Here is a 23,657-nt window from a genome sequence, read left to right as displayed (position 1 = left end):
TCAGCCGCCCGACACCCGTCGCTTGAAGCGACGGCTGAAGTGGGCTGTGTCCGCGAAGCCGCACGCATAGCCGATTTCGGTGACGGAGAGCTCGGTGGTCTCGAGCAGGCGGCTCGCTTCACCGTTCGGACGCCGCGCGACGTCTTCGGCGTGCGGATCCTCTTCTTGCGGCGCTTGAACGCGCGCTCGAACCGGCTCCACATGTCCTGGCGCAAAGCGGCGTCGACGACCATCGCGACGGACGGGCCGACGGTGACGCCCTGCTCCGCCAACTCTATCAGCACGGCGTCGCGCAGCTCCTCGACCAGCTCGACGTACGGCGCGAACTCCCGGACCGTCCGGGTGTTGTCGAAGGTCTTGCGGATCTTCACGTACGCCGCGCGCATCTTCTCCGGGAGCAGGACGGGCGACGCGCCGGGGGCGGCGGGCTCGTCGAGGCCGGGGAGCTGCGGGGCGCGCCAGTCCTGGATTCCGAAGCGGGGCATCGTCCCGAACGCGTCACAAGAGGGCGAGGGACAGCGTGTTACCCGTGGGAAAGCCTGAGCAAATGTCAGGGACGCTGAACCCCCGCACCACTTCCACGTTCTCCACAGGCACCGTCCGGACGCGCCCGATCACACGGCGAAATTTCGGGTGCGACCCCAGGTTGTCCCCAGACCAATTCACACCACTTTCCCACAGCCTTTTCACTGTCTAAAAGCAGCGGATTTCCGGCTGTTTCGCCCCGAAACAAAACGCCGAGATGGACTGGCGAAGCGCGTCCGGAGGGAGTACCCCTAACTCGACGTTCGGCTCCTCTCGCCCGGCCCGAGCCCCGCACCCTTGACGGGGCCGACGATCCCAGGCACTTCCTTGGGGGACTGAACAGAAAAAGGGCCAGAGGTGATTCCAGCCACCTCCAGCCCGGATGAGCCCGTCCACCTTGCCAGGAGAACAAGACCTTGAGCGAAGCTACCACAGGACTGATCAAACGCACTCCTAACTCTCTCGCGGACCTCGATACCTGGCGCATCGCCGAAATCTTGATCCTCGGGATGACGTACCCGGCGTACTCGAACAAGTACACGGAGCTCGTGTGCACCGGGGCGATCGACGAGGAGACGAAGCGCCTCGTCCGCATCCACCCACTGCCGAAGCGCTACCTCGACGAGGAGAACGACTTCCGCACCTTCCAACGCGCTCGCGTGCGGTGGCAGCACAACAGGCACGACCCGCGGCCCGAGAGCATGCGCGTCGACTTCCGCACTGTCGAGCCGCTCGACGTGATCGCGGCGAAGGAGCAGACCCGCCGCCGCTCGTACGTCGAGACGTCGCCCAGCATGGCGGCCTCGGTGGAGGAGTTGCAGGATCTCAACCGCCGCTTCAAGACGTCTCTTGGCATCGTCGTGCCGAAGGAGATCGTCGACGTGAAGGTCCGCCGCCGCACGGAGGAGGAGCGCCAGGAGTGGCTTGCGACGGAGAGCACCTTCCTCAGCCAGAAGACGCTCGAGTTCGTCCGTCCGCCGAAGCGCATCGCATTCCCCGAGGCGGAGTTCATCGTCTGGTTCCGCTGCAACGACTCCCGCTGCACGGAGCCGCACAGGATGAGCCTGAAGTCGTGGCCGATCCACGAGGGCTATCGGAAGATGGTCGAGAAGGGGGACCCGGACCGCGACGGGAAGGCGCTGGCGCAGATGGAGGCCGAGTTCGACCTCGCCAAGCGCGACGTCTTCCTCTTCCTCGGCACCTTCCACAACCACCAGACCACGTTCGGGCTGATGGACGCGTACCGCCCGAAGAAGATGAAGGCGGAGGCGCAGATGGACCTCTTCAAATAGTCAAATAGAGGCCTGAACGCGAGCGGCCACTGACGGTCCGTGCGCTTGATCACATTTCGACTCAATAGTGTGGCGCGCCGATGGCCGCGCCCACCTTCCAGAGATCTAGGCAGTCAACCATGGGAATTCTCAATCTCTTCTCCAACCGGCACAAGCCGCTTCCCGACGTCTTCCAATACGAGGCGCTTCCACATGCGCTACGCGTGCAAGTCATGCACCTCGTTGACGACTTGCTCGATCGCCATTTCGCGGACGGCACAGGATGGCCCCGTCTCAACAAGCAAATCGCAAAGGAGCATGGGCTAGTCCACCTTCCTGGAGAGGAGTACGAGCACTCGAAGGACGCAGGGCTAAACTATATTCTGCAGACTCAAGATACGGTTCGAACTCTCGACATGATCGAGTGGTGCTTTCGCGTCATCGGAGTCGTCATGAAGCAAGCGTTCACGCCGCAGAAGGCTGTTGATGCGGTGGCCGAGCTCAACCAGCGCTTCCGCATGCACGGAGTTGGATACGAATACGTGAATGGCCAGATCGTGCGGGTGGACTCACAGCTGCTCCACGCAGAAGCCGTAATCCCCGCGCTGACCCTGCTGGCAACCTCCAGTTTCGAGAGTGCCAACAAGGAGTTCCTGTCAGCGCACAAGCACTTCCGCGAAGGCCGGCAGGAGGAGGCGATCACCGACGCCTGCAAGGCCTTCGAGAGCACGATGAAGGTGATCTGCGCGAAGAAGAAGTGGGACGTCGACAAGAACGCGACGGCGAGCGCCCTGATCGCGACCGTCCTGAAGAACGGGCTCGTGCCGCTGTGGAGCGAGGAGCAGCTAAAGAGCCTCGACAAGTGCCTCATCGGCGTCGCAACCGTCCGGAACAAGAACGGCGGGCACGGTGCGGGCGCCACGCCGCGGGACGTGCCCGATCACCTCGCCGCGTACGCGATGCACCTGGCCGCGAGCAACATCGTGTTCCTCGTCGAGTCGTACAAGGCCCTGAAGTAAAGCGCTCAACTCGTACTGAGGGGTACTGAGGGGAACACCATGCCGGATCCGATCACGCTAGGTGCCGTCGCGCTCACCGCCCTCGGCGGTGGTGTCGCGGCGAAGAAGCTGCTTGAGGTGGCGCAGAGCGGCGTCGGAGCGGTCGCACGCCCGTGGCTCACCGTCCGGGACGCCCAGGCGAAGGCAAAGGCCGACAAGATCCTCGAAGCTGGCGCGATCGAGGTCCGCCAAATGCGGGAGGCGGCCGAAGCGCCGCCCCCGCGTCCGAGCGCATCTCACGCGGCTCCCACCGTGCCCAACCTTCCAGCCCCCGAGCTCGCCCCACCGCCGAGGACTCTCCCCGCCGCGCCGGACCTCGCCCTGCCGAGGGCGGACGAGGCGCTCGCCGTCGAAGTCGTGTTCGACGACCTTCCCGCACTGCCGGCGAGAGCTGAGGCGCGCCTCATGTACCAGGAGGCGAAGCGTCAGCACAATGTGGAGAGCGTGATCCACGAGGCCGCCGAGGAGCTGAAGGACGTTCCCGACGCTGAGATCTCGGAAGAGCGCGTGGACGACGACTGGACAGCGCGCTTCTTCAACGACGTCCAGGACGTCTCGAACGGGCAGATGCGAAAGATCTGGGCGAAGGTCCTAGCCGGAGAAGTGAAACGGCCGCGATCGTTCCACATACGGACGCTCGAGACTCTGAAGAAGCTCTCCCAGGCCGAGGCCGAGAGCTTCTCCGAGATCCTCTCGTACACGTGCGGGCCGGCGAGCCAGCAGGCCCTCATCATCCGCGATGAAGGCGACTCCGTGAGCTTCGAACAAGGGCTCGCACTGGCGGACGCGGGGCTTCTGTCGCCGTCGCCTGTCTCGTTCAGGGTTTCCGCCTACGACGCGAGCCCCGCCGACGAGTTCCGGCGAGTACTAGCGTTCCACGACAAGGCTATTCGTATAACAGGGCCAAGGGAAGACGCCGCCGTCCGACTCGACGCCTGGGCGCTAACCCGCGCGGGATGCGAGTTGAGCTCCTTGATCCCGCGCGGGACGCCAAGCATCGACTTCCTGCAAGCGGTGGCGCGGCACGTCTCGAACTACGGCTTCGACGTCGAAGTGTTCGAGCTGAAAACGCCAGTCAGGCCCGCAGCTTCGGACAGTGACGACTCCGAGGATCGTTACGATCTTGGCGCGTCCGTCTACCAGCTAAAGCGGCCCAATCCGCAAGGCCCGTTTCATCCGAAGTAGAGAGAAGAACGTGACCGTAGCGCCGCCCCTCCGCGGTATCTCCGCGCGAGCGCAAGGGAGACGGCAAGGAGCGCAAGGACGACGGCATCGTCACCTCTGGCGCCCGTCGCGCCGCTCGTAGCCGAGTGTTGACGATCGCGAGGAACCGGAGGAATCCGATCGCGGCGTGACGGGGTGAATTGCGCGCACACGCCGCGACCGGATGCGAGGGGTCAGCGACGGCGCTTCGGTCGACTGCTGCGCGGGCGAGGCTTCGCGTCGGTGGGGTCGTCGTTCGCGCCGTGCCGTTGTCGCCACGAGTCGCCGTCGATGTCGAGGACGTGGCAGTGCTGGGTGAAGCGGTCGACGAGGGGGCGCGCAGGCGGCGCCGGGGAAGACGGTGCCCCAGTCCTTGAAGGCGAGGTTCGTCGTGATGATGGTGCTGGCCTTCTCGTGACGTTGGCTGATGATGCTGTAGAGCAGATCGCCGGAGCGGGCATCGCGCGGGAGAAGCGCGCGACACTCGGCTCGATGAAGCCGCTCGATCGCTTCGACTGGGGCTTCCCGCGATCCATTGACCGACCGCTCTATCAACGGGTCGTGGGGGATGACGTTGCCGTCAGGCACGTGCGCGCCAAGCTCGAGGATGACGGGGATGGGGCGGTCGGCGTTGCGCCGCGCCTCCTCGCAGCGGAGCGCGAGTGCGCCGGGATCATGGAGACCGCGTGCGAGGACGTCGGCGACGGCCCTCGACGCGGCCTGATCTCCGCTCCGGTGGCTACGTGCGTCCGCCCCACCCAGCCGCGACATCGGCAAGAGCAGGACCACCGCTCACGCCGCCGCTTCCACCCGATCCGTGCGATGAGCCGCCCAGAACCGCGGCGCCGAGTCCACGCCAACGGCCGTTCGATTTACCTACGCGCTTGCGGCTGGTCGGCGAACGTCTTCGTCGCCTCCATCACCTCGTCGCCGAGCGTGTGCGACCGGCGGATCGGATCACGCCGCGCGCGAGGTCGAGGTCCGCGTGCTTGCCGCGACGGCGCAAGGGACGGAGCGTGCTCGGGCGCTGGTTGCGAGCACGAACCCGAGCAGCATCATCGCGACAGCCGCGGGTAGAGCTCTCGGAGCTTCGCGAGCCACACGGCCGTCTCCTCCGGCGTGAGCGCGTTCGGCTCCTCCTTCGTGTACGTCCGGTGGCCCTCACCGATTACGACCAAAAACTGGCAGAGATCCGCGGTCGCGTAGGCACGAACTCCGCGTACGAAGAGAGCATCCGACCGGTCGTCGAATGCGCGATTGACGATATTTATCCCGAGCTCGTCAAGGGGCGGGTCATCGAGAACGCAAAGTAGAAGATGGCCAAGCGAACGGAACTCTTGATGCGGCCTACCCGCTCCCTCCAGTTGGCCATCATCAAGCGACGCTTCGAAGTCGATTCGGCTTGACGAGAAATCTGACTCTCGGTTCGACCAACTGGGGCTCGACGGTACTCTCGAAGAGTGCGGCAAGCGGCATCGGAGATCCATGACAAGGAAGCCGAGGCCATTCTGCGCGAGATCGGCGCTCCCGAGCGCCTGATCCGACACGGCGAGCTCGTCGATGAAGCTGCGGAGGAGGTCCTCGCCGCGGTGATGACACTCGTTGCCGTCGATGGTCGCCTCGTTCGTCTCGGCGCACGGCTCCACGACGCTGGCAAGGCCCTGCAGGAGCTCGATCAATCCGGACGTCGCCACGAAGATGATGGTGGTGCCCTCCTCCTTCGGCACGGCGTCGACGAACGCGTCGCGCGAATGTGCCGGACCCCATGCGCGGTGGCGAGACGAGTCCGAGGTGACGATCGAGGAGTTGCTCGTCGCACTGGCCGACTGTCTCTGGAAGGGACGACGCGATGACGAACTCGAGCAGCGCGTAGTCGATGCGGTCGCCACGCTTGCGGGCAAGGGTCGTTGGGATGTCTTCCGCTCGACAACGCCTTCGAGAGCATTGCGGCCGGTGGAGAAGATCGACTCCAACGCAGCCGCTATTGAAAATCTTGCTGGCCTGCCGGCAACGGTACGTCGGATTTATCGTAGCGCTGGGACGGTCACGTTGATCCTTCGCTGGGCTGCTTCGGCGGACGGCCGGGCTTCCGCTTTGGTCTCGACTTCGGAGGTTGAAACAGATCCGGGAGGTTCGTGCTGAGCGCATCCGCGAGACGCACGAGAGCGCGGATCGTCAGGTTGCGGCCCGCCTCGATTCGCCGGACTTCACGCCCTTCGATCTCGAGCTTTTCCGCGAGGTCCTCCTGCGTCCAGCCCTTCGCCTGGCGCAGCTCGCGGACGCGATGCCCAACGTCGCCGCAGGCACGTCGCCATCTGCGTCGCTGGTCGTCCACGTACTCCGGACGGTCGACGCTGGACGTCTCCGAAAACAGGGTCTAACGTGACCTAATATGCGTCGGAGGGATCTCACGCATCAGCTTGCGGTAAGCGCATGACCGAAGTGGACGACGACCTTCGGGCTCGCGCAGAGGCGCGGGTCGGTACAGTCCTTCGCGGCAAGTACACCGTGGAGCGCGTCATCGGCATCGGGGGCATGGCGTCGGTCTACGAGGCGATGCACCGCAACGGTCGACGCGTGGCGTTGAAGCTTCTTCACCCGGAGCTGTCGATCCGCACGGACCTCCGAAAGAGGTTCTTGCGGGAAGCGCAGGCGGCGAATGCGGTAAAGCACTCGGGGGTCGTCGCAGTGGTCGATGACGACGTGGCTGAGGACGGCGCCGCCTTCCTCGTCATGGAGCTACTCGAAGGACAGAGCGTCGAGGAGCTATGGGAAGCATACGGTCGGAAGCTCCCCGCGAAGACGGTTCTCACCATCGCGTCGGATCTTTGCGCAGTGCTCACCGTTGCGCACGGCGCGGGCGTCATTCACCGCGATTTGAAGCCGGCGAACCTGTTCGTGACGACCTCAGGCGAGCTGAAGGTGCTCGACTTCGGAATCGCCCGCGTTCGCGACGCGGCGGTGTCCAGCGCGACATCGACGGGGTCGGTGTTCGGCACGCCGGCCTTCATGGCGCCCGAGCAGGCCGGTGGCCTCGTAAACGAACTGGGGCCCCTGACGGATATCTGGGCTGTGGGCGCAACCATGTACACGCTTCTCAGCGGACGCTCCGTTCACGAAGGACAATCCGGGCAGCACATCGCGATTCTCGCGGCCACTCGTCCTGCGCCTTCGCTCGCGGCGGTGCTGCCTGAAGCGCCGACGGAGGTTGTGGAGCTTGTGGACCGCGCGCTCGCGTTCGAGAAGGCAAACCGATGGCTATCTGCTAACGACATGCGCACCGCGTTGGAGGAAGCGCAGACGCGCTTGAAGGCGTTCGAACCGACCGAGGACGCGACGGTCGTTCGGGGCACCCTCAGCGAGACGATGCTCGCGGTTGCTGGCGTGAAGCCAATCAATCAGCGTTCTGGCACGCTCGCGTCCCCGGGAAATAGGGCAGCCCTTCTTGGCGGCACCACGGGGCGGCCAGTCTCAAGCGCGCCAATTACCGAGTGCGACGCAGCGCCGGGAACGCCGGCGTGGAAACGCGTTGGCGACGCCTTTCGTCGCTGGTTCCAATCGCGCACTAGCAATGCGCCAGAACCCGATTCGGACGAAGCTCCGACGCGACGGCGGTTCTCGCCGAGATGGGGCGTGGTGGGGGCCATTGCGATCGTCGTCGCGCTCGCCGCCGTGGGTGTGCACACGTTGGCGAATCCTCGCGACGAAGCCGTTCAGTCCGCTTCACTTGTTTCACCCAGTGAAACCCGCGGCGAGCCCGCTTTGCCCCCCGCAGCACCGACTGAGCCGGCAATTGCGCGCGAGAACGAATCGCCGCCCGCGACCACGGCCGCACCCGCAACAAGTCTGCCGCGGCCGATCGCTTCTGCAACGTTACGGATCAAAGCTCCCGCAGTGAAGCCACGCGTAGGAACGACGACGACCGCAACGTCGCCACGACTCAACTGCAATCCGCCCTTCACCATCGTTGACGGCATTCAAGTTCACAAAGCTGGGTGTCCATGAATATGTGGATCCGCACGGCTTTTTTGACAGTTGCTGCAACGACAGCGGAGGCTACCGCGCACGCTACCGAGGAAGCCGCGTGTACAACAGCCCACGTCCAAGCGCAGGTGCTCCGCCGCGATACGCCGGAGAAGCTTCTCGCTCGTCGAGCCGCGCTCCGCACTTGCTCCAGCGCCCTGTGCCCACCGTCGATCGTGCAGGCGTGTACTGGCTGGTTGGGGGCCGTCGCGCCGCTGATACCGAAGCTGACGGTGCGCGTTGTTGATCGCCGCGGAACCCCGTTGGCCGCAGCGGCGATCAAAGTCGATGGAATGTCACAAGCGCCCGGACAGGCGCTCGAGTTAGACCCAGGCGAGCACACCGTCATAGCCACCATGGGGACCACCACCGAGTCGCGCGCGGTCGTCGTGCGGCTGGCTGAGACCGATGGCGTGTTGGAGATCGCGCTGCCGGTCGACATGGTCTCCCTGGAAGCGCCGGCCTCGTTGCCCCCGACACCTGAGACGAAGAGTGGCGTGCCCGTCGGCACGTGGGTGTCCTACGGGATCGGCGCCGCCGGCCTCGCAACGGGCATCGTGTTCTTGGTGAGCGAGCGTCTTCAAAATGCGTCGCTCGCGAAGACCTGCACGCTCGACGCTGACGGCGTGCCGACGGGAGCGCAGACTGAGCGCTGTCCGCGTGAGCGTGAAGCCGAAGTAGACGCACTCACGCGAGACAGGATCCTCCTGGGGATCGGATTCGGTGTCGCGGCGATCGGCCTCGGTCTCGGCAGCTATTTCCTAGTTGCTAGCCCATCGAGTCCGACACAAACAAAAACGACGAGTCGAACAGACGTCCGACCTCTGATCGGACTTGGATGGCTGGGCATGGGAGGCCGCTTTCAATGAAAAATGCCTTACACCTATCGTTGCGCGTCTTCGCTTCGACAACCGTGGTACTCGTCTTCATAGCGACAACCCAATGTGCCTCATACGAACTAGTAGCGCAGCGTGCCGATGCGCCTGATGCGGCACCTACCTCTTCGAAGGACGCTGCCGGAGGTTCAGTTCAGCTAGCCGATGCCGGTCGACCGCCCGACGGAGCGATTCGCGACAAGGTGCCACCACCCGATGCGGGCCCACCCCCCGCGCCGCCGACCAACGCTGGCGAAGAACCCACGCCGACGTCTGGCCCTGAAGACGCGAGCGTACCTCTTCAGGACGCCGGCGCGACCGTCCCCAGCGGCCCGGGGACGTGGTGCTCCAACAATCCTCACGGCTTCTGCTCGGATTTCGACGGACCGTCGCTCGAAGGAATCTGTCCCGGCTGCTGGGATGGCTTCGTTGTGGTTCCAGCCGGCGACACCTCGACGGCCAACGTTCAGCAATGGATCGGGGCGCCCGATTCGAAGGGGTTCCTGGCGCAGATCCGCATCGGCGGCGACTGGCAAGCGTACCTCCACAAGACGTACGACTTTCCGTACGACCGTCCGCACGTCGTCTTCGAATTCGATCTCAACCCGTACTGCTCGGACGCCAGCTCGTACATCAAACTCGCGTACCTGAAGTTCGGTTCGTTCTTCAATCCCGTCGCCGAGACCTTTCGAATCGAACTATTCTTGACCGAACACGGATACGGCGGGTGCATCAAGAACTACGGTGCCCGCGAGTGCAGCTCGTTCCAATACTTTTCACTTCAGCCTGAACCGAACTACAAGTGGGAGCACGCAAGGTTCGACGTCATTCGCGCCAGCGGTACAGCCTCGATCACGGTTTTCGGCTACGACCCGAAGACCAAGAGGATGCACCAAGTTACTCGGCCCTTCGGCCAGGTCGCGGGAGTCGGGACGGCCGATCTACAGATGCAATTCTCGGTGGGAGCACGAAACGTCGGGTTCGCGAACCCAGGGTATTGTAACGTTATTTACGACAAGGTAACGGCGGACGCGTTCTAAGAGGTTCGGCAACTGGGCGCGTGGTTTCGCGACACTCGAGGCTTTTGGTTCAGGGAGAGGGAGAGGTTCAGGGAGAGGGAGAGGTTCAGGGAGAGGGAGAGGGTTCAGGGAGAGGGAAAGAGCGACGGAGTCGAAGCTTCGAGGTCGAGTGCGGGCGGGCTTGGAAACGTCGATGGGTCGAGTGCTCGTCGCGGTGTTCGATGGTGTTCGCGATGTGCCGGCGGCGTGAAGAGGACATCGTAGGTGAGAAGGCCCACCAGCGCCCCACGCGAGGACGTCGAAGCGCGAGACGACGTCGTGCGGGCCTAAAGAAAAATGACTCGAACGCGCATGTCCGCTCGAGCCCTCACTCCTCGCGCTTCGCGACGACCTGTGGGGCGAGGCTCGATGGGCCCTCGTCCGCTGCGCGCTCGGCGAGCATGCTTCGCGCCCGCTGTGAGTACACGTTGGCGTGGGCGCCCTCCGCTGCGCGCTCGAAGTCCTCCCGCGCGAGGTGGTCGAGGCCGCGGACGCGCGCGTAGTAGAGGCCGCGCAGGAAGTAGAAGATGGTCGCGCGATCGCCCGGCGGCGCCGGCGCGCCCGTGACGTCGCGCGCGAGCGTCGCCTCCTTGCCGAGGCGGTGGCGCGCGAGCGACTCGAGGAAATGATCCTCCGGCGCGCGATCGCGCAGGCGCTCGAGCAGGACGAGCGCGCGCTCCGCGTCCGCCGCGTCGCGATCGAGCAGCACCAGGCTCGCCGCGTCGAGCGAGCGGACGTCGTAGCGATCCCGCTTCTCCAGCGTCGCCGTCACCTCGAGCGAGCCCTCCAGATCCCCCGCGAGGTGCCGCGCGCATGCGATCGCATACCGCGCCGAGCTCCGGACCGACGGGAAAACCCGCAGCCACGAACGGTCGAGCTCGGTCCCGGCCCGGGCCGCCTCCTCATAACGCCCCGCGAGGAGCAGGCGCGCCGGCTGCCACGCCCGCCACCCCGCCCGGAGCGCCAGGAAAGAGCCCGCGATCGCCGCGGGAATGGCTGCATAAATGGTCTCCACCGTTCGCCTTTTCCGTCGTAGCAAAGATCGTTGAGACGCGAAGGAAACGCTTTCGGACGGGCCCTCCCGGCGGCCGATGCTAAGCCGCACCGGCGCTCGATGAAGATCCGCTCACTTGCGTTCGCCCTCACCCTCCTCAGCGCCGCGTGCGGGACCGAGGTGATCACGAGGACCGAGCAGCCGACCCCTGACACGAATTCGACGGAACCCACGAAGACGGTCGCGGGCGGCGTCTCGATCGATCGGGTCTCGATCTACCAGGGCGTCGAGGTGCGGCTCGTCGAAGACGGCGCGCTCACCGAGGAGCGGAACGCCCCCATCCTCACGAAGCGCCCCGCGCTCGTGCGCGTGCACGCGAAGCGGCTCGCCGGCGCGCGGCCGCCGAAGGTGTCGGCCAAGCTCCACGTGAAGAGCGGCGGCGAGGAGACCGTCCTCTCCGCCGGCCCGCGCTCGCTCGGCGTGTACGTCGACAGCGACCTCGACACCACGTTCAACTTCGAGCTCGACGCCGAGCTCGTGACGAAGGACCTCGAGCTCTCCGTCGACGTGATCGGCGCGACGAAGGACGACGCGATCCACTTCCCGGAGGGCGACGAGACGATCGCGGCGGAGGCGGTCGACGCGCCTCCGCTGCGCGTGCAGCTCGTGCCGGTGAAATACACCGCCGAGGGCGAGGAGCGCCTGCCCGACCTCAGCGACGCGAACGTGAAGCGCTACCACGACGCGCTCTACAAGCTCTATCCCGTCTCCGAGGTCGAGGTGTCGCTGCACGCCGAGCTCGCGTTCCCGATCCCGATCGCGCCCGACGGCGACGGATGGAGCGAGCTCCTCAACACCGTCATGAACATGCGCGCGGAGGAGGAGGTCGACGACGACGTCTATTACATCGGCGTCTTCACCCCGGCCCCTACGCTGCGCGAGTTCTGCATGAGCGGCGGCGGCGGATGCATCCTCGGCATCGCGCCCGCGAGCGGCTACAACGCCGAGCTCGACACGAACATGTCGCTCCGGTCCGCGCTCGTGCTCGGCTACCAGACCGAGAAGTCGGGCGGCACGCTCGCGCAGGAGCTCGCGCACGCGATGGGGCGGCTCCACGCGCCGTGTGGCAACCCGAACGCGATCGACAAGAAGTACCCGTACGAGGACGCGCGCGTCGGGACGTCGGGGTGGGATCCGCTGACGAAGGAGCTGAAGAGCGGCGAGGACCACGCCGACTTCATGAGCTACTGCAGCCCGGTCTGGGTGTCGGACTACACGTGGAAGGCGATCCACCAGCGCATGAACAAGGTCACCGACGTCATGGCGGCGAAGGACGGGACGACGAAGAGCATCGAAGTGAAGAAGCCCTCGTCCATTCCGAAGCTCTCGCCCGAACAGATCGCCTGGACGCGGGACGCGCTGTAAAAAGCGCGCCGTCTCTGCGAGAATCGGCGCCTCATGGCGGACCGAGTCGAAGAGCTACGCGTTGCCTGGCACAAGGCGACCGAGAAGAACAAGCCGCAGGACGCGCTGAGGGCGCTCGTCGAGCTCGAGAAGCTGCAGCCGAACGAGCCGCAGTGGTCGCAGCGCCTCGGCGAGGCCTACCGCCGGACGAGCCAGCGCAACGAGGCGGTCGAGGCGTTCGTGCGCGCGTTCGAGCGCTACCTCGCGAAGGGCTTCCTCCCGCGCGCGATCGCGATGGCGAAGCTCGTCAGCACGATGGACTCGGCGCGCGGAGACCTCCTCGAGAAGTCGCTGCCGAAGGACGCGGGGCCGATCCTCACGCGGCCGCCCCCGCTCCCCGTCAACGCGCCGCAAGCACCAAAAGCGGGGAATACGCCGCCGCTGCCGCTCGCCCCGCGCGTGGGGACGAGCGACGCGAAGCCGCCGCCGCTCCCGGTCCGCCCCGTCAAGCTGACGCCCGCGCCGGACGTCGGCGCGGACGAGGTCCGCTTCTCGGACGCGGGGGAGGCGAGCATCTCCGTCCTCCTCGAGGACTTCAGCGTCTCGGAGCGGATCGAGGTCACGCCCGAGCCCTCGGCGACCGCGGAGGTCTCGGAGGCGCCGACGCCGGTGTCGCTCTCGGACGTCGAAGAGGTGAGCGACTTCGACGCGCTGAAGAAGATGGCGAGCTTCCGCCTCTTCGCCGCGCTCTCGCGCGACGCGCTCGTCGCCCTCACCGACGCGGCCGAGCTCGTGGAGTTCGTCCCCAGCGCGATGGTGATCGTGAAGAACGAGCTCGCGTTCGCGCTCTACGCGATCGTCTCCGGCACCGCGCGCGTGATCGTCGCCGGCAGCCCGGAGATCCGGCTCGTCGAGGGCGACGTGTTCGGCGAGTCGTCGCTCCTCGACGAAGGGCAGCGCCAGGCCGACGTGAAGGCCGAGTCGCAGCTCATGACGCTGAAGATCGACAAGACCGCGCTCGAGCGCGTGATGGCGAAGTTCCCCGAGGTCGAGGACGCGCTCTTCGATCTGCTCGCGCGGCGCCTCATCACGAACCTGATGCACACGTCTCCGCTCTTCTCCGCGTTCGATCCCGCGGGGCGCCTCGAGCTCTCGCAGCGCTTCGAGGTCCGCCGCGCCGACGCGGGCACCCTCCTCGCCGAGCGCGATCGCCGGAGCGACGGCCTCTACGTCATCCTCGCCGGGAACGTCGTGCAAGAGCCGACCGACGGCGAGCCGATCCGCATCGCGCGCGGCACCGCCTTCGGGCACGCGTCGCTGATGGGCGGGAAGTCGGACGTCACGATCCGGGCCGCCTCCGAGGCGGTCCTCCTCCGGATGCCGTCGGGGCAGTTCGCGTCGCTCGCGGCGACGTACCCGCCGGTCCTCGCTTACCTCGCGGAGACGGCGAACGAACCGCTCCCGATGAGCAGGCGTTGACGCGTGGGGTGACGATGCGAACGTGATGGGTTGTCCTCGCGCGCCCGGCGCTCTAGGGTCGTCACGCCATGCGCGAGGCCCTCGAGAGCTACGTCCTCGTCTTCGGCGTCGGCGCGACGGTCGCGATCGGCGCCAAGCGCGCGAACGTGCCGTACAACGTGGCGCTCGTCGTCATCGGCCTCCTGCTCGTCTTCGCGAACGTGCTGCCGCACGCGCCGATGGAGCCGGAGGTCGTCCTCGTCGCGTTCCTGCCCGTCCTCGTCTTCGAGGGCGCGCTCTTCGCCGACGCCGACAGCTTGAAGAGCGCGGCGCGGCCGATCCTCGCGCTCGCGGTGCCGGGCGTCGCGATCTCGCTCTTCGCGACCGCGTCGGTGGCGACCTTCGCGCTCGGGCTGCCGTTCAGCGCCGCGCTCCTCCTCGGCGCGCTGCTCTCGATCACGGACACGGTGAGCGTGCTCCTCGCGTTCCGGAGCACGCGCGTCCCCCACCACCTCGCCGCGATCATGGAAGGGGAGAGCCTCTTCAACGACGGGACCGCGCTCGTCCTCGTGAGCCTCACCGCGGGGATCCTCCAGACCGGCACGGTCGAGGTCGCGTCGACGACGCGCGCGCTCCTGCTCGCCATCGTCGGCGGCCTCGGCATGGGCGCGATCTTCGGCGCGCTCGGCTCGGCCGCGCTGCGGCGGACGCCCGATCACCTCACCGGCATCCTCGCCTCCGGCGTCCTCGTCTTCGCGACGTCGCTGCTCGCCGAGCACATCCACGCGTCGCCGGTGATCGCGGTCGTCATCGTCGGGCTCGTCGTCGGGCGCGCGGCCCGGCGCGAGCTCGATCCCTCGCGCGTCCTCGCGCTGCAGGGCTTCTGGGAGGCGATCGGCTTCGGCATCAACGTGCTGCTCTTCGTGCTCGTCGGGATGCAGATCGACGCGCGGATGTTCATCACCGAGGCGCTCGCGATCCTCGCCGCCGTCGTCGCGCTCCACGCCGGCCGCGCGGTCGCGGTGTACTGCACCTTCTTCGTGCTCCGCGCGCTGAGGAAGGAGGACCTCCCGCTCAAGTGGCAGCACGTCATGGTCTTCGGCAACGTGAAGGGCGCGCTCTCGATGGCGGCCGTGCTCGCGCTGCCGCAGGGGCTCCCGTACCGCGAGCGCCTCGTCACGATCGTCTTCGGCGTCACGTTCATCACGCTCATGACGCAGGCGCTGCCGTTCCGCCGCTTCATCCAGTTCCTCCGGATCGGCTCCGCCACCGACGACGTGTTCGACGTCGCGCGCGCGCGGCTGATCGCGGCGCGGCGCGGGCAGGTGGAGCTCGACGGCATGCTCGCGACCGGGATCATGTCGCGGCCCGAGCACGCGGTGCGGCGCGCGGCGTTCCAGCGCATCATCATCGACGCGGAGGGCTCGCTCCGGACGCCGGAGGCCGACGCCGCCGACGACGCGATCATCGACGGCGCCGTGCTCGCGGCGCAGAAGGCGGCGCTCCTCGACGCCGCGCGGCGCGGGCTCGTCGCGATCGAGACGGCGGAGAAGGAGGTCGAGCGGATCGACCGCGAGCGGTTCCGCCTCGCGACCACTCACGGCGCTCCGGCGCCGACAGGAGAGCACAAGTGAAGATCGTCATCGCCGGCGCAGGCCGCGGCGGCCTGAACCTCGCGGTCTATCTCCAGACGCGCGGTCACAGCGTGGTCGTGCTCGAGCGCGACGCGCAGGTCGTGAAGCAAGCCTCCGAGGCGCACGGCATCGTCATGCTCGCCGGCGACGCGACCGACGCGACGGTGCTGAAGCAGGCGGAGCCGGATCGCGCGGACGCCGTGCTCGCGATGCTCTACCGCGACGCCGACAACCTCGGCTGCGCGCTGCTCGCGCGCACGCTCGGCGCCAAGCGGGTCCTCGTCCGCATGCGCGACCCGGGCTACCGCGGCGTGTACACCGCGGCCGGCATCCACGAGATCCTCTCCGAGACGGAGATCCTCGTCGGCGCGCTCGGGATCGCGATCGAGTTCGACGCGGTGAGGCACTCGATGGTGCTCGGCACCGGCACCGGCGAGACGATCGCGTTCGAGATGACGATCCCGGAGGGGGCCTGGGTCGTCGGCAAGACCCTCGGCGAGATCGCGCAGGCGAACGTGCTGCCGGCGTCGTGCGTCGTCGCGGGCATGAGCCACGACGGCAAGCTCGAGACGCCGCGCGGCGGCTCGACGTTCGAGGCGGGCATGCACGTCCTGCTCGTCTCCGCGCGCGACGACCTCGCCGCCGCGATCGACCTGTTCCGTCGCGCCGACCGGTAGCGCTCTCGGTCTTCGGTCTTCGATCTTCAGTCGTCGCGGAGGTCCGCGCGGAGCATGTCGAGGAGGACGCCGTCGTGGTACGAGCCGTCGGGGCCGCGCTCGTACTGCCGCAGGACGCCGACGCGGCGGAAGCCGACCTTCTCGTAGGCGCGGATCGCGTGCTCGTTCGCGGCGGCGGGATCGATCGTGATGCGGTGATGGCCGCGCTCGTCGAAGAGGTAGCGACAGACGAGCCGGATCGCTTCGGGCCTGAGGCCTTTGCCTTGCGCGTCGTCGGCGAGGAACAGGTCGATGCCGGCGTGCCGGTACTCGGGGTGGTTCTTCTCCCAGCCTCCGATCCACCCCACGACGCGCCCCGCGAGCTCGATCGCGAAGGCGCTCATCGCGAGGTCGTCGTCCGTCTCGATCCCGAGCAGCTCCTCGTCCCCGAGCTCGAACCCCCACCGCGCCACGCCAGGCTCGCCGAGGATCTCCCGCAGCCGCGCGAGGTCCCCCTCCACCACCGCCCGCAACGCCACACGCACCCCACGAAGCACCGCCATGCGCGCGGAGGATAGCGCTGGACGCGCCTCCGAAACGTGGCAAGAAAAAAGCAACGGGGGAGTCATGCCTCGCAAGCCGATCAACCAAGGCGGCGTCTGCGCGACCTGCGGGTCGACCGATCTCGGGACGCGCAATCGCTGCCGGCCGTGCCGCGCGCGCGCGTCACGCGAGAGGTGGGCGGCGAACCTGCTCGGCGAGCGAGAGTCGTCGCGCCTTCGCACGAAGGCATGGCGCGCCGAGAACCCGCTCAAGGTCCAGGCGCAGGACCGGAGGCGTCGCTACGGCGTCACGACGAGAGACGTGCGGGCGATGCTCGCGGCGCAGGACGGGCGCTGCGCGATCTGTCGTGCGCCCGATCCTGGTTGCGTCGATCACTGCCACGACACGCGGCGCGTCCGCGGGATGTTGTGCCGCAAGTGCAACGCAGGGCTCGGTCAGTTCCGCGACGATCCGCGGCTCCTGCGGGCGGCGATTCGTTACCTCGAGCACCACGGCAAGGCGCTTGACATCGGCGCGGAGACCGATGATGTTTCGCGTCCCTCACGGGCCTGCCTGGTTAGCTCAGTTGGTAGAGCAGGGGATTGAAAATCCCCGTGTCCCTGGTTCGATTCCGGGACCAGGCACTGGAAATTACAGCGAAAATCGCCAAAGCGCTCCCGCAAAGAGACTTCGGCGTTTTTATGTCTGCCACGCGGCGCGGGACGCGGACTTCATCCAGGAAGGGGCGCACAAGATCGGGATCGCGCATCGCGACGTCTTCGTGCTCGGCGGACCGCGCGTGCGCGCGGAGGGCGTGGTCGTGAAGCTGCTCGACTTCGGGATCGCGAAGGTCGTGCAGGATGCACAGAAGGCCGGCTTCGGCACCGTCGGCGGGAAGATCATCGCGCCGGGATGCGGCGACCTCCTCGGACGAGGAGCGAGTGCGACGACGAGTGGCTCACCCCGCGCCGAAGACCGCGTTGGTGCGGTCGTATGGCGTTGGATTTCGCTGCGCCAAGACGCTGTGAGTGGCGTGAAACCGGAGATTGGGTCACGGCGTAGAGACCTTGGTACGCTCCGGACGCCGCGATGCTCGCAGACCCGCTCTCCCTCGTCGGTACTACGGTCTCGGACAAGTACGAGATCGAGCGCGTCGTCGGCGAGGGCGGCTTCGCGCTCGTGTATCGCGCGAACCATCGCGTGTGGAAGCGGCCCGTCGCGCTCAAGGTCTTCCGCGCGCTCGGCGATCTCCCGCCCGACAAACGCGCCGGGCTCGTCGAGGACTTCATCCAGGAGGGGCGACTCCTCGCCGATCTCTCCGAGCGCTCCGCCGCGATCTGTCAGGCGCGCGACGTCGGGGAGCTCAAGACGCCCGACGGTCGCGAGATGCCGTACATGGTCCTCGAGTGGCTCGAGGGCCAATCGCTCGAGGAGGTCGTCGAGGCCGAGCGCGCCGCGATGCTGCCGCCGCGCACGGCGGAGCAGGTCGTCCGCATCCTCGAGCCCGCGGCGGAGGCGCTCGCGCTCGCGCATCGGAAGGGCATCGCGCACCGCGACGTGAAGCCCGCGAACATCTTCGTGCTCGGCGATCCGCGCGGTGAGCTCTCGGTGAAGATCCTCGACTTCGGGATCGCGAAGGTCGTGCAGGACGTGCAGCGGCTCGCCGGATCGTTCCAGAAGACGACGGGGCAGGTGTCTTCGTTCACCCCCGCGTACGGCGCGCCGGAGCAGTTCAGCCGCCAGCACGGCGCGACGGGGCCGTGGACCGACGTGTTCGCGCTCGGGCTCATCTTCACCGAGCTCATGACGAACCGGCCCGCGCTCTTCGGCGACGACCTCACGCAGCTCGCGTTCTGCGCGATGGATCCGCGCCGCCGTCCGACCCCGCGGACCTACGGCGCGCAGCTCTCGGACGCGCTCGAGGCCGTCCTTCGCCGCGCGGTCGCGGTCGACATCCAAGAGCGCTTCCAGTCGATGGGTGAGTTCTGGGAGGCGGTCCGCGGCGCGCTCGGCATGGAAGCGCTGCGCGGCCTCGCGACCGACTCGTCGCGCAACACGGGGGCGGGGTACGCCTCGATGCAGCAGACAAGCCTCGCGCCGTCGGTCCCCACCGGCGCCGGCGTCACCGGCCCCACCGCGCCCGGCTTCGTCACCACCGCCGCGCCGGAGAGCCAGCGCGCGCCGGAGAGCCAGCGCGCGCCGAACGCGACGATGCGCGCGAGCGGCCCGGTCGCGCCTCCCGGGGGCGGGAACCTCGGTCTCGTCCTCGGCGCGCTCGGCGCGTTCGTCGTGCTCGGGGCGATCGGCACCGGGCTCATCGTGTACCGCGGCACCGCGGCGAAGCCGGCGCCGGTGGCGAGCGCGTCGGTGTCGGCCGTGCCCGCGCCGCCGCCTCCTCCTCCGACCTGCCCCGAAGGGATGGCGCAGATCCCGGGCGGGAAGTTCTTCATGGGCTCGGACGACAAGGACGACCTCGAGGAGGAGCGGCCCGCGCACCAAGTCACGCTTTCGTCTTATTGCATGGATGTGACGGAAGTCACGGTAGAGGCGTACAAGGCTTGCAGCGACCGCGGCGAGTGCAAGCGCGCGCCGCGCGACAACGACTACCCCGGCATCGACGCGACGGCGCACAAGATCTACGACCCGCTCTGCAACATCCGCGACCCGGAGGGGCGCGCGAAGCACCCGATCAACTGCGTCGACTGGGAGCTCGCCGACGCTTACTGCAAGGCGGTCGGGAAGCGGCTCCCGACCGAGGCGGAGTGGGAGTTCGCGACGCGCGGCTCCGACGGCCGCAAGTATCCGTGGGGCGACGACCCGCCGTCGAACGGGCAGTTCCTGAACGCGTGCGGGACCGAGTGCGTCGCGTGGGCGAAGCTGCACCCCGACCCGAACAACGCGCTCGAGGCGATGTACCAGGCGGACGACGGCTTCGAGACGACGGCGCCGGTGGGGAGCTTCCCGAAGGGCACGTCGCAGTTCGGGCTGAAGGACGTCGTCGGCAACGTCTGGGAGTGGGTCGCCGACTGGAACGCGCCGTACACCGCCGACGCGCAGATCGATCCGAAGGGCCCGGCGACGGGCGAGCTGAGAGGTGTCCGCGGCGGCTCGTGGAACGGCGCCGACCCGGCGTGGGTGCGCCCGACCTACCGCCGCTTCGCCGCGCCCCCGACCTTCCGCAGCCACGGCATCGGCATCCGCTGCGCCCGCGCGCTCGAAGTCGTCGACGGCGGCTGATCCACAGCTCGCTCGGCTGCGCAATTCGGTCCGGACCGCGCGCGTCTCGCGAGCACCGTCGCGCGCTCGATCCGTCTCGAAGATGGGCCGACCGGAAGGGCGCACATCGGCGAGCAGCGGAGGATGCGCGCGTCTTCGCGCGCGTCCTACGGCTGCGAGCGGGGTGCAGGGGCCGCAGGCCCCTGCGTTGAGGCGATCGAGTCGGCTGGCGTAGTTAGGCCGCCCGCTCACGTGGGGTCGCGGACTTAGCGATCTGCGAGGTGGGTCCATCCCGATCCAAGCCTGGATCGTGTAGTCCACAGGAATATTCCAGCCCACCTGGAACGACACTGGTGCAATTTTCCAAGTATGCGATCTTTCAGATCGTTGTTGCTTGGGGAGCACATCCTACATCTCGGACATCTCCGGCACGGTGGGTGCTGTAGGGAATGTCGTCACGTCGGGGACAACGGGACAAGAGAGAGGGAGACCCATCATGCGCGCTCACACGATTTCGGCGGCGGTTCGTTTCGGGATGATGACGGCGGCCGTTCTCGGCCTCACGCTCGCGACGTCCGAGGCCCGCGCCCAGGGCGACGTCGACTCGGAGGGGCCGAGCGCGTCGGCGCCGAACTCGTCGATCGGGTCCGCGTCGCTCAAGTACGAGCACGGCAAGGGTCTCGAGAGCTCGATCCAGACCGGCTGGGTCGGCCCGAGCATCGTGCAGGCGAACGTCGGCATCAAGGTCGATCCCGTCACCAACGGCGGCCCGCTCTTCGTCGTCGACATGCCGAAGGGCGCGAACGTCGAGGCGAGCTGGGGCGACGACAAGAAGATCATCCTGAAGGCGCAGACCGGCGGCTCGAACGACGGCCTCGTCTCGGTTCGTCACACGCTGACGCCGTCGATGGACCTCAAGCTCAGCGCGTTCGGCCTCAACGCGACGTTCTCGTACGACGCGACCGACCTCCTCAACAAGATGAAGGGCGCGAACTTCCGCTACGACTCGAAGGCGCAGCAGCCGTTCGCGCCGTGGGGCTTCACCGCCGTCTCGACGAAGCTCAACGCGCCGGACCTCGCCGCGGCGGAGCTCTTCACGATGCAGATGTCCGAGATGCCGGACTTCGTCGCGAACAACGTGACCGGCGAGTTCGGCGTCCGCGCCGTCTCGAAGCCGACGTTCACGTACAAGACGACGAAGGTGACGATCTCGGGCGCGGCGGGCCAGATCGCGGACGGCTCGAGCGAGCTCGTCATCGACGCGGCGGACGGCGACTACCTCGAGGTCATGACCGCGGTCGAAGGCAACATGGAGGTCACCGGCGGCATCTCGGTCCAGCCGTTCGTCTTCATCGACAAGGTCGCCAGCATCAACGCGAAGCTCAACGTCGGCTACGACGTCTACACGAAGGACTTCACCACGCCGGCGACGGCGGTGAACTTCCAGACCGTCCTCGTCCACATCCCGATGCCGAACGTCCGCGCTCCGAAGAACGTCGACCTCGGCGCGGTGAAGGTCGGCGGCTCGGCGACGAAGAAGGTCATCATCGAGAACACGGGCGAGAAGGACGCGACGATGAGCTTCTCGAGCTCGAACCCGGCGTTCAAGGTCGAGGGCGGCACGGTCAGCGTCCCCGCGAAGAGCAAGTACGAGCTCTCGGTGAAGTTCGAGCCGGAGAGCGCGGCGGCGGCCTCGGCCGACATCACGATCGCCTCGAACGACGCGGACTCTCCGCTCCAGACCTTCAAGATCGGCGCGAACGGCGCGGACGTCGAGGACGACGAGGAGTCGGACGGCTCGACGAAGAGCGCCGGCGCCGAGGGCAGCGACGGCTGCGGCTGCAAGGCGGCCGGCCACTCGACGACCCCGGGCTGGGCCGGCCTCGGCCTCATCGGCCTCGGCGCGATGGTCCTCGTCCGCCGCCGTCGCACCGCCTGATTCGCAGACCAAACATGCTCTGACCGCGGCGCGGGAGCCGAACCCTTCCCGCTCTCTCCACTCCCGCGCAGCAGCCCGAGCATTCAAGCCCGTTCCGGTCCTCCCCAACCGGAACGGGTTTTTTCTTGGTCGGGGGCTCTGCCCCCGACACCCCCGCCCCGCGACCACGGCCCTCGCGCTGGCGCGCGAGGGTTGCTTCGCAACCGCTTTCGCGGCCGCGGTCGCGGGGCCCCGGGGGGCGCCGCGTCGGTTCCGTCGGTGGAGAGGGGTCAGGGGCGTTGGTAGTCGCGGCGCCAGGGGCCCTTTTTCCAGCGGCGCCAGAAGAGGATGGAGGCTACCGCCGTTTCGCCGACGAAGCCGAGCCAGCCGCCGAGGGCGCCGAGGCCGAGGTGCTTGCCGAGGACGTACGCCGAGGTCGGGAGGAACGACCACACGATGAGGACGCCGAGGACCGCGACGACGCGCACGTCCTTCGCGCCGCGGAGGGAGCCGCGGAGCACGATGTTGATCGCGTCGAGCACCTGGAACACGGCCGCGACGAGGAGGAGGCGCTTCGCGTTCGCGATGACGGCGGGGTCCGACGAGAAGAACGCGCCGAGCGGGCCGCCGAAGAGCGCGAACGCCACGCCGCAGAGGAACATGAAGCCCACCGCGAGCGCGAGGCCGCTCTTCACCGCGCCGTCCGCCTCGGAGAGACGGCGGCGGCCGAGCGAGCGGCCGACGAGCACGCTCGTCGCCTCCGCGATCGCCACGCCGGGGAGGAACGACGTGCGGATGACGTTGAGCGCGATCTGGTGCGCCGCGATCTCCTCCTTGCTGATCGAGCCGAGGAGGACGGTGAACACCGTGAACGCGAGCGTCTCCGCCGTGAACTGGATGCCGGTCGGGAGACCGAGATCGAGGATGTCCTTCGCCGCTCTACGAACGGTGATGGTCGGCTTCGTCGTCGCGCGGCGCTCGTCGCGGAGGAGGAGCGCGAACATGATCCCGAGCTCGAGCACCTCCGTCGTCGCGGTGGAGTAGCCCGCGCCACGGACGCCGAGGGCGGGGAGCCCGAAGTGACCGTAGATGAGCGACCACGCGAAGAGCGCGTTGAACGCGTTGCCCGCGATGCCGACGATCATCGGCGTCCGCGAGTCACCCATGCCCTGACGGTGCTGGATGAGCGCCGCGAGCGCGCACGTCGCCGGCGCGCCGAGCGTGACGGCGGCGAGGAAGTCCTTCGCGTACGGCACGATCTCGGGATCGGCGCCGAGCCGCGAGAGGACGCCGCCGACGTCACGGCACGCGACGAGCACCAGCGTCCCGAAGAGGAGGCCGACGATCATCCCCGCGCGCGCGTAGGCGAGGCCGTCTTGCGCCTTGCCCTCGCCGACCGCGTGCGCGACGCGGACCTTCACCCCGCGCATCCCGCCGTACGTCATCGCGTACGCGAGGTACATGAACGTGGTCGCGACCCCGACGCCGCCGAGCGCCGCGGACCCGAGCCCGCCGACGAGCTTCGTGTCGATGAGCGAGAGCGCGGTCTCGCCGAGCATCGCCGCCGCGATCGGCCACGCGAGCTGGAAGAGCTCGCGCGTCACGCCCGCGCTCGGCGTCACGTAGCGGAGGTAGGCTCTCACCTTGCGCTGCTTGCGCTCGTAGAACCCGGAGGAAGGTCGTCCCTCGACGCGGGCCGCGAGCCCGTCTGCGTCGTGGACGACCGATCGTTTTGGACGTTCACTGCCTCGTTGCCCTGTTTGGGCACCGCCATCCGAAATAAGCACGCTGCACTCCCTCGGAGCCCCTCGTCCACTCGGT

The 23,657-nt window shown here is 67.7% G+C and carries 22 protein-coding genes and 1 tRNA gene; 16 read left to right on the top strand and 7 right to left on the bottom strand.

Annotated features, from left to right (window positions below; all coding sequences use genetic code 11):
* On the bottom strand, window positions 1–201 hold the full coding sequence (locus tag KF837_07265) for a helix-turn-helix domain-containing protein (GenBank protein MBX3227093.1): 201 nt from the start codon (window positions 199–201) through the stop codon (window positions 1–3).
* A gap of 833 nt (window positions 202–1,034) precedes the next feature.
* Between KF837_07265 and KF837_07260 the strand changes: the two genes are divergently transcribed.
* The 3 genes from KF837_07260 (at window position 1,035) to KF837_07250 (ending at window position 4,039) form a co-directional block, all read left to right on the top strand.
* A complete protein-coding gene (locus tag KF837_07260; GenBank protein MBX3227092.1) occupies window positions 1,035–1,817 on the top strand; it encodes a hypothetical protein in 783 nt (260 codons plus the stop codon).
* A 119-nt stretch (window positions 1,818–1,936) separates the two neighbouring features.
* Entirely contained in the window at window positions 1,937–2,815 is an 879-nt protein-coding gene (locus KF837_07255) for a hypothetical protein (protein MBX3227091.1), read from the top strand.
* 39 nt (window positions 2,816–2,854) lie between these two features.
* Complete coding sequence (locus tag KF837_07250; GenBank protein ID MBX3227090.1) at window positions 2,855–4,039, top strand: DUF2806 domain-containing protein; 1,185 nt, start codon at window positions 2,855–2,857, stop codon at window positions 4,037–4,039.
* Between the two features lie 90 nt (window positions 4,040–4,129).
* Here the strand turns inward: KF837_07250 and KF837_07245 are convergent, their stop codons facing one another.
* Window positions 4,130–4,846: an ATP-binding protein gene (locus KF837_07245; GenBank protein ID MBX3227089.1), complete on the bottom strand. Its 717-nt coding sequence runs from the start codon at window positions 4,844–4,846 to the stop codon at window positions 4,130–4,132.
* Window positions 4,847–5,517: 671 nt separating this feature from the next.
* On the opposite strand from KF837_07245, the gene KF837_07240 reads away from it, so the two are divergent.
* Both KF837_07240 and KF837_07235 read left to right on the top strand, forming a co-directional pair.
* Window positions 5,518–5,910 (top strand): HDIG domain-containing protein, encoded by a 393-nt coding sequence (locus KF837_07240; protein MBX3227088.1) that lies wholly within the window; start codon window positions 5,518–5,520, stop codon window positions 5,908–5,910.
* Window positions 5,849–6,199 carry a hypothetical protein gene (locus KF837_07235; GenBank protein ID MBX3227087.1) on the top strand — a complete coding sequence of 117 codons (351 nt, stop codon included), beginning with the start codon at window positions 5,849–5,851 and terminating at the stop codon, window positions 6,197–6,199. The genes KF837_07240 and KF837_07235 overlap by 62 nt, the downstream gene beginning before the upstream one ends.
* Here the strand turns inward: KF837_07235 and KF837_07230 are convergent.
* Complete coding sequence (locus KF837_07230) at window positions 6,102–6,392, bottom strand: helix-turn-helix transcriptional regulator (GenBank protein MBX3227086.1); 291 nt, start codon at window positions 6,390–6,392, stop codon at window positions 6,102–6,104. The two genes, KF837_07235 and KF837_07230, sit on opposite strands and share 98 nt — an antisense overlap.
* A 98-nt stretch (window positions 6,393–6,490) precedes the next feature.
* On the opposite strand from KF837_07230, the gene KF837_07225 reads away from it, so the two are divergent.
* Genes KF837_07225 through KF837_07215 form a run of 3 tightly spaced genes read left to right on the top strand, consistent with a single transcriptional unit; the run spans window position 6,491 to window position 9,995 of the window.
* Window positions 6,491–8,062 carry a serine/threonine protein kinase gene (locus KF837_07225; protein MBX3227085.1) on the top strand — a complete coding sequence of 524 codons (1,572 nt, stop codon included), beginning with the start codon at window positions 6,491–6,493 and terminating at the stop codon, window positions 8,060–8,062.
* A complete protein-coding gene (locus KF837_07220) occupies window positions 8,059–8,949 on the top strand; it encodes a hypothetical protein (GenBank protein ID MBX3227084.1) in 891 nt (296 codons plus the stop codon). The genes KF837_07225 and KF837_07220 overlap by 4 nt, the downstream gene beginning before the upstream one ends.
* A 44-nt stretch (window positions 8,950–8,993) precedes the next feature.
* Window positions 8,994–9,995, top strand: a complete 1,002-nt coding sequence (locus KF837_07215; GenBank protein MBX3227083.1) for a hypothetical protein — start codon at window positions 8,994–8,996, stop codon at window positions 9,993–9,995.
* Between the two features lie 346 nt (window positions 9,996–10,341).
* On the opposite strand, the gene KF837_07210 is transcribed toward KF837_07215, so the two are convergent.
* Window positions 10,342–10,785 carry a hypothetical protein gene (locus tag KF837_07210; GenBank protein ID MBX3227082.1) on the bottom strand — a complete coding sequence of 148 codons (444 nt, stop codon included), beginning with the start codon at window positions 10,783–10,785 and terminating at the stop codon, window positions 10,342–10,344.
* Window positions 10,786–11,127: 342 nt separating this feature from the next.
* Here KF837_07210 and KF837_07205 point away from each other — a divergent pair, with 342 nt between their 5' ends.
* The 4 genes from KF837_07205 (at window position 11,128) to KF837_07190 (ending at window position 16,180) form a co-directional block, all read left to right on the top strand.
* Complete coding sequence (locus KF837_07205; protein ID MBX3227081.1) at window positions 11,128–12,432, top strand: hypothetical protein; 1,305 nt, start codon at window positions 11,128–11,130, stop codon at window positions 12,430–12,432.
* A gap of 33 nt (window positions 12,433–12,465) precedes the next feature.
* The gene (locus KF837_07200) at window positions 12,466–13,890 is read left to right on the top strand and encodes a cyclic nucleotide-binding domain-containing protein (protein MBX3227080.1); all 1,425 of its coding nucleotides are present in this window, start codon (window positions 12,466–12,468) and stop codon (window positions 13,888–13,890) included.
* 68 nt (window positions 13,891–13,958) lie between these two features.
* Window positions 13,959–15,503, top strand: a complete 1,545-nt coding sequence (locus KF837_07195; protein MBX3227079.1) for a sodium:proton antiporter — start codon at window positions 13,959–13,961, stop codon at window positions 15,501–15,503.
* On the top strand, window positions 15,500–16,180 hold the full coding sequence (locus KF837_07190; GenBank protein ID MBX3227078.1) for a TrkA family potassium uptake protein: 681 nt from the start codon (window positions 15,500–15,502) through the stop codon (window positions 16,178–16,180). Before KF837_07195 ends, KF837_07190 begins: the two co-directional genes overlap by 4 nt.
* Window positions 16,181–16,206: 26 nt before the next feature.
* Here KF837_07190 and KF837_07185 read toward each other — a convergent pair whose 3' ends face one another.
* Window positions 16,207–16,722, bottom strand: coding sequence for a GNAT family N-acetyltransferase (locus KF837_07185; GenBank protein ID MBX3227077.1), 516 nt, complete (start codon window positions 16,720–16,722; stop codon window positions 16,207–16,209).
* A 64-nt stretch (window positions 16,723–16,786) separates the two neighbouring features.
* On the opposite strand from KF837_07185, the gene KF837_07180 reads away from it, so the two are divergent.
* Both KF837_07180 and KF837_07175 read left to right on the top strand, forming a co-directional pair.
* Window positions 16,787–17,308, top strand: a complete 522-nt coding sequence (locus KF837_07180) for an endonuclease VII domain-containing protein (GenBank protein ID MBX3227076.1) — start codon at window positions 16,787–16,789, stop codon at window positions 17,306–17,308.
* Window positions 17,274–17,346 (top strand) — tRNA-Phe (locus tag KF837_07175). The genes KF837_07180 and KF837_07175 overlap by 35 nt, the downstream gene beginning before the upstream one ends.
* A 55-nt stretch (window positions 17,347–17,401) precedes the next feature.
* Here KF837_07175 and KF837_07170 read toward each other — a convergent pair.
* Window positions 17,402–17,605, bottom strand: a complete 204-nt coding sequence (locus KF837_07170; GenBank protein ID MBX3227075.1) for a hypothetical protein — start codon at window positions 17,603–17,605, stop codon at window positions 17,402–17,404.
* A 186-nt stretch (window positions 17,606–17,791) separates the two neighbouring features.
* Between KF837_07170 and KF837_07165 the strand changes: the two genes are divergently transcribed.
* Both KF837_07165 and KF837_07160 read left to right on the top strand, forming a co-directional pair.
* The gene (locus tag KF837_07165) at window positions 17,792–19,939 is read left to right on the top strand and encodes an SUMF1/EgtB/PvdO family nonheme iron enzyme (GenBank protein MBX3227074.1); all 2,148 of its coding nucleotides are present in this window, start codon (window positions 17,792–17,794) and stop codon (window positions 19,937–19,939) included.
* Between the two features lie 475 nt (window positions 19,940–20,414).
* Complete coding sequence (locus tag KF837_07160; GenBank protein ID MBX3227073.1) at window positions 20,415–21,857, top strand: choice-of-anchor D domain-containing protein; 1,443 nt, start codon at window positions 20,415–20,417, stop codon at window positions 21,855–21,857.
* A 269-nt stretch (window positions 21,858–22,126) separates the two neighbouring features.
* Here the strand turns inward: KF837_07160 and KF837_07155 are convergent, their stop codons facing one another.
* Window positions 22,127–23,479, bottom strand: coding sequence for an MATE family efflux transporter (locus tag KF837_07155; protein MBX3227072.1), 1,353 nt, complete (start codon window positions 23,477–23,479; stop codon window positions 22,127–22,129).
* Between the last annotated feature and the right edge of the window lie 178 nt (window positions 23,480–23,657).

The organism is Labilithrix sp., assembly GCA_019637155.1.
Classification (GTDB): Bacteria; Myxococcota_A; Polyangia; order Polyangiales; family Polyangiaceae; genus Labilithrix.
This window is presented reverse-complemented; position numbering and strand designations above follow the sequence as displayed.

Excerpts from the sequence above, each read along its gene's own strand:
- KF837_07225 (MBX3227085.1), top strand. The coding sequence starts at position 6,491 with ATGACCGAAGTGGACGACGACCTTCGGGCTCGCGCAGAGGCGCGGGTC.
- KF837_07200 (MBX3227080.1), top strand. The coding sequence starts at position 12,466 with ATGGCGGACCGAGTCGAAGAGCTACGCGTTGCCTGGCACAAGGCGACC.
- KF837_07260 (MBX3227092.1), top strand. The coding sequence starts at position 1,035 with ATGACGTACCCGGCGTACTCGAACAAGTACACGGAGCTCGTGTGCACC.
- KF837_07195 (MBX3227079.1), top strand. The coding sequence starts at position 13,959 with ATGCGCGAGGCCCTCGAGAGCTACGTCCTCGTCTTCGGCGTCGGCGCG.
- KF837_07160 (MBX3227073.1), top strand. The coding sequence starts at position 20,415 with ATGCGCGCTCACACGATTTCGGCGGCGGTTCGTTTCGGGATGATGACG.
- KF837_07255 (MBX3227091.1), top strand. The coding sequence starts at position 1,937 with ATGGGAATTCTCAATCTCTTCTCCAACCGGCACAAGCCGCTTCCCGAC.
- KF837_07250 (MBX3227090.1), top strand. The coding sequence starts at position 2,855 with ATGCCGGATCCGATCACGCTAGGTGCCGTCGCGCTCACCGCCCTCGGC.
- KF837_07170 (MBX3227075.1), bottom strand. The coding sequence starts at position 17,605 with ATGATCTTCCCGCCGACGGTGCCGAAGCCGGCCTTCTGTGCATCCTGC.
- KF837_07220 (MBX3227084.1), top strand. The coding sequence starts at position 8,059 with ATGAATATGTGGATCCGCACGGCTTTTTTGACAGTTGCTGCAACGACA.
- KF837_07165 (MBX3227074.1), top strand. The coding sequence starts at position 17,792 with ATGCTCGCAGACCCGCTCTCCCTCGTCGGTACTACGGTCTCGGACAAG.
- KF837_07180 (MBX3227076.1), top strand. The coding sequence starts at position 16,787 with ATGCCTCGCAAGCCGATCAACCAAGGCGGCGTCTGCGCGACCTGCGGG.
- KF837_07185 (MBX3227077.1), bottom strand. The coding sequence starts at position 16,722 with ATGGCGGTGCTTCGTGGGGTGCGTGTGGCGTTGCGGGCGGTGGTGGAG.
- KF837_07205 (MBX3227081.1), top strand. The coding sequence starts at position 11,128 with ATGAAGATCCGCTCACTTGCGTTCGCCCTCACCCTCCTCAGCGCCGCG.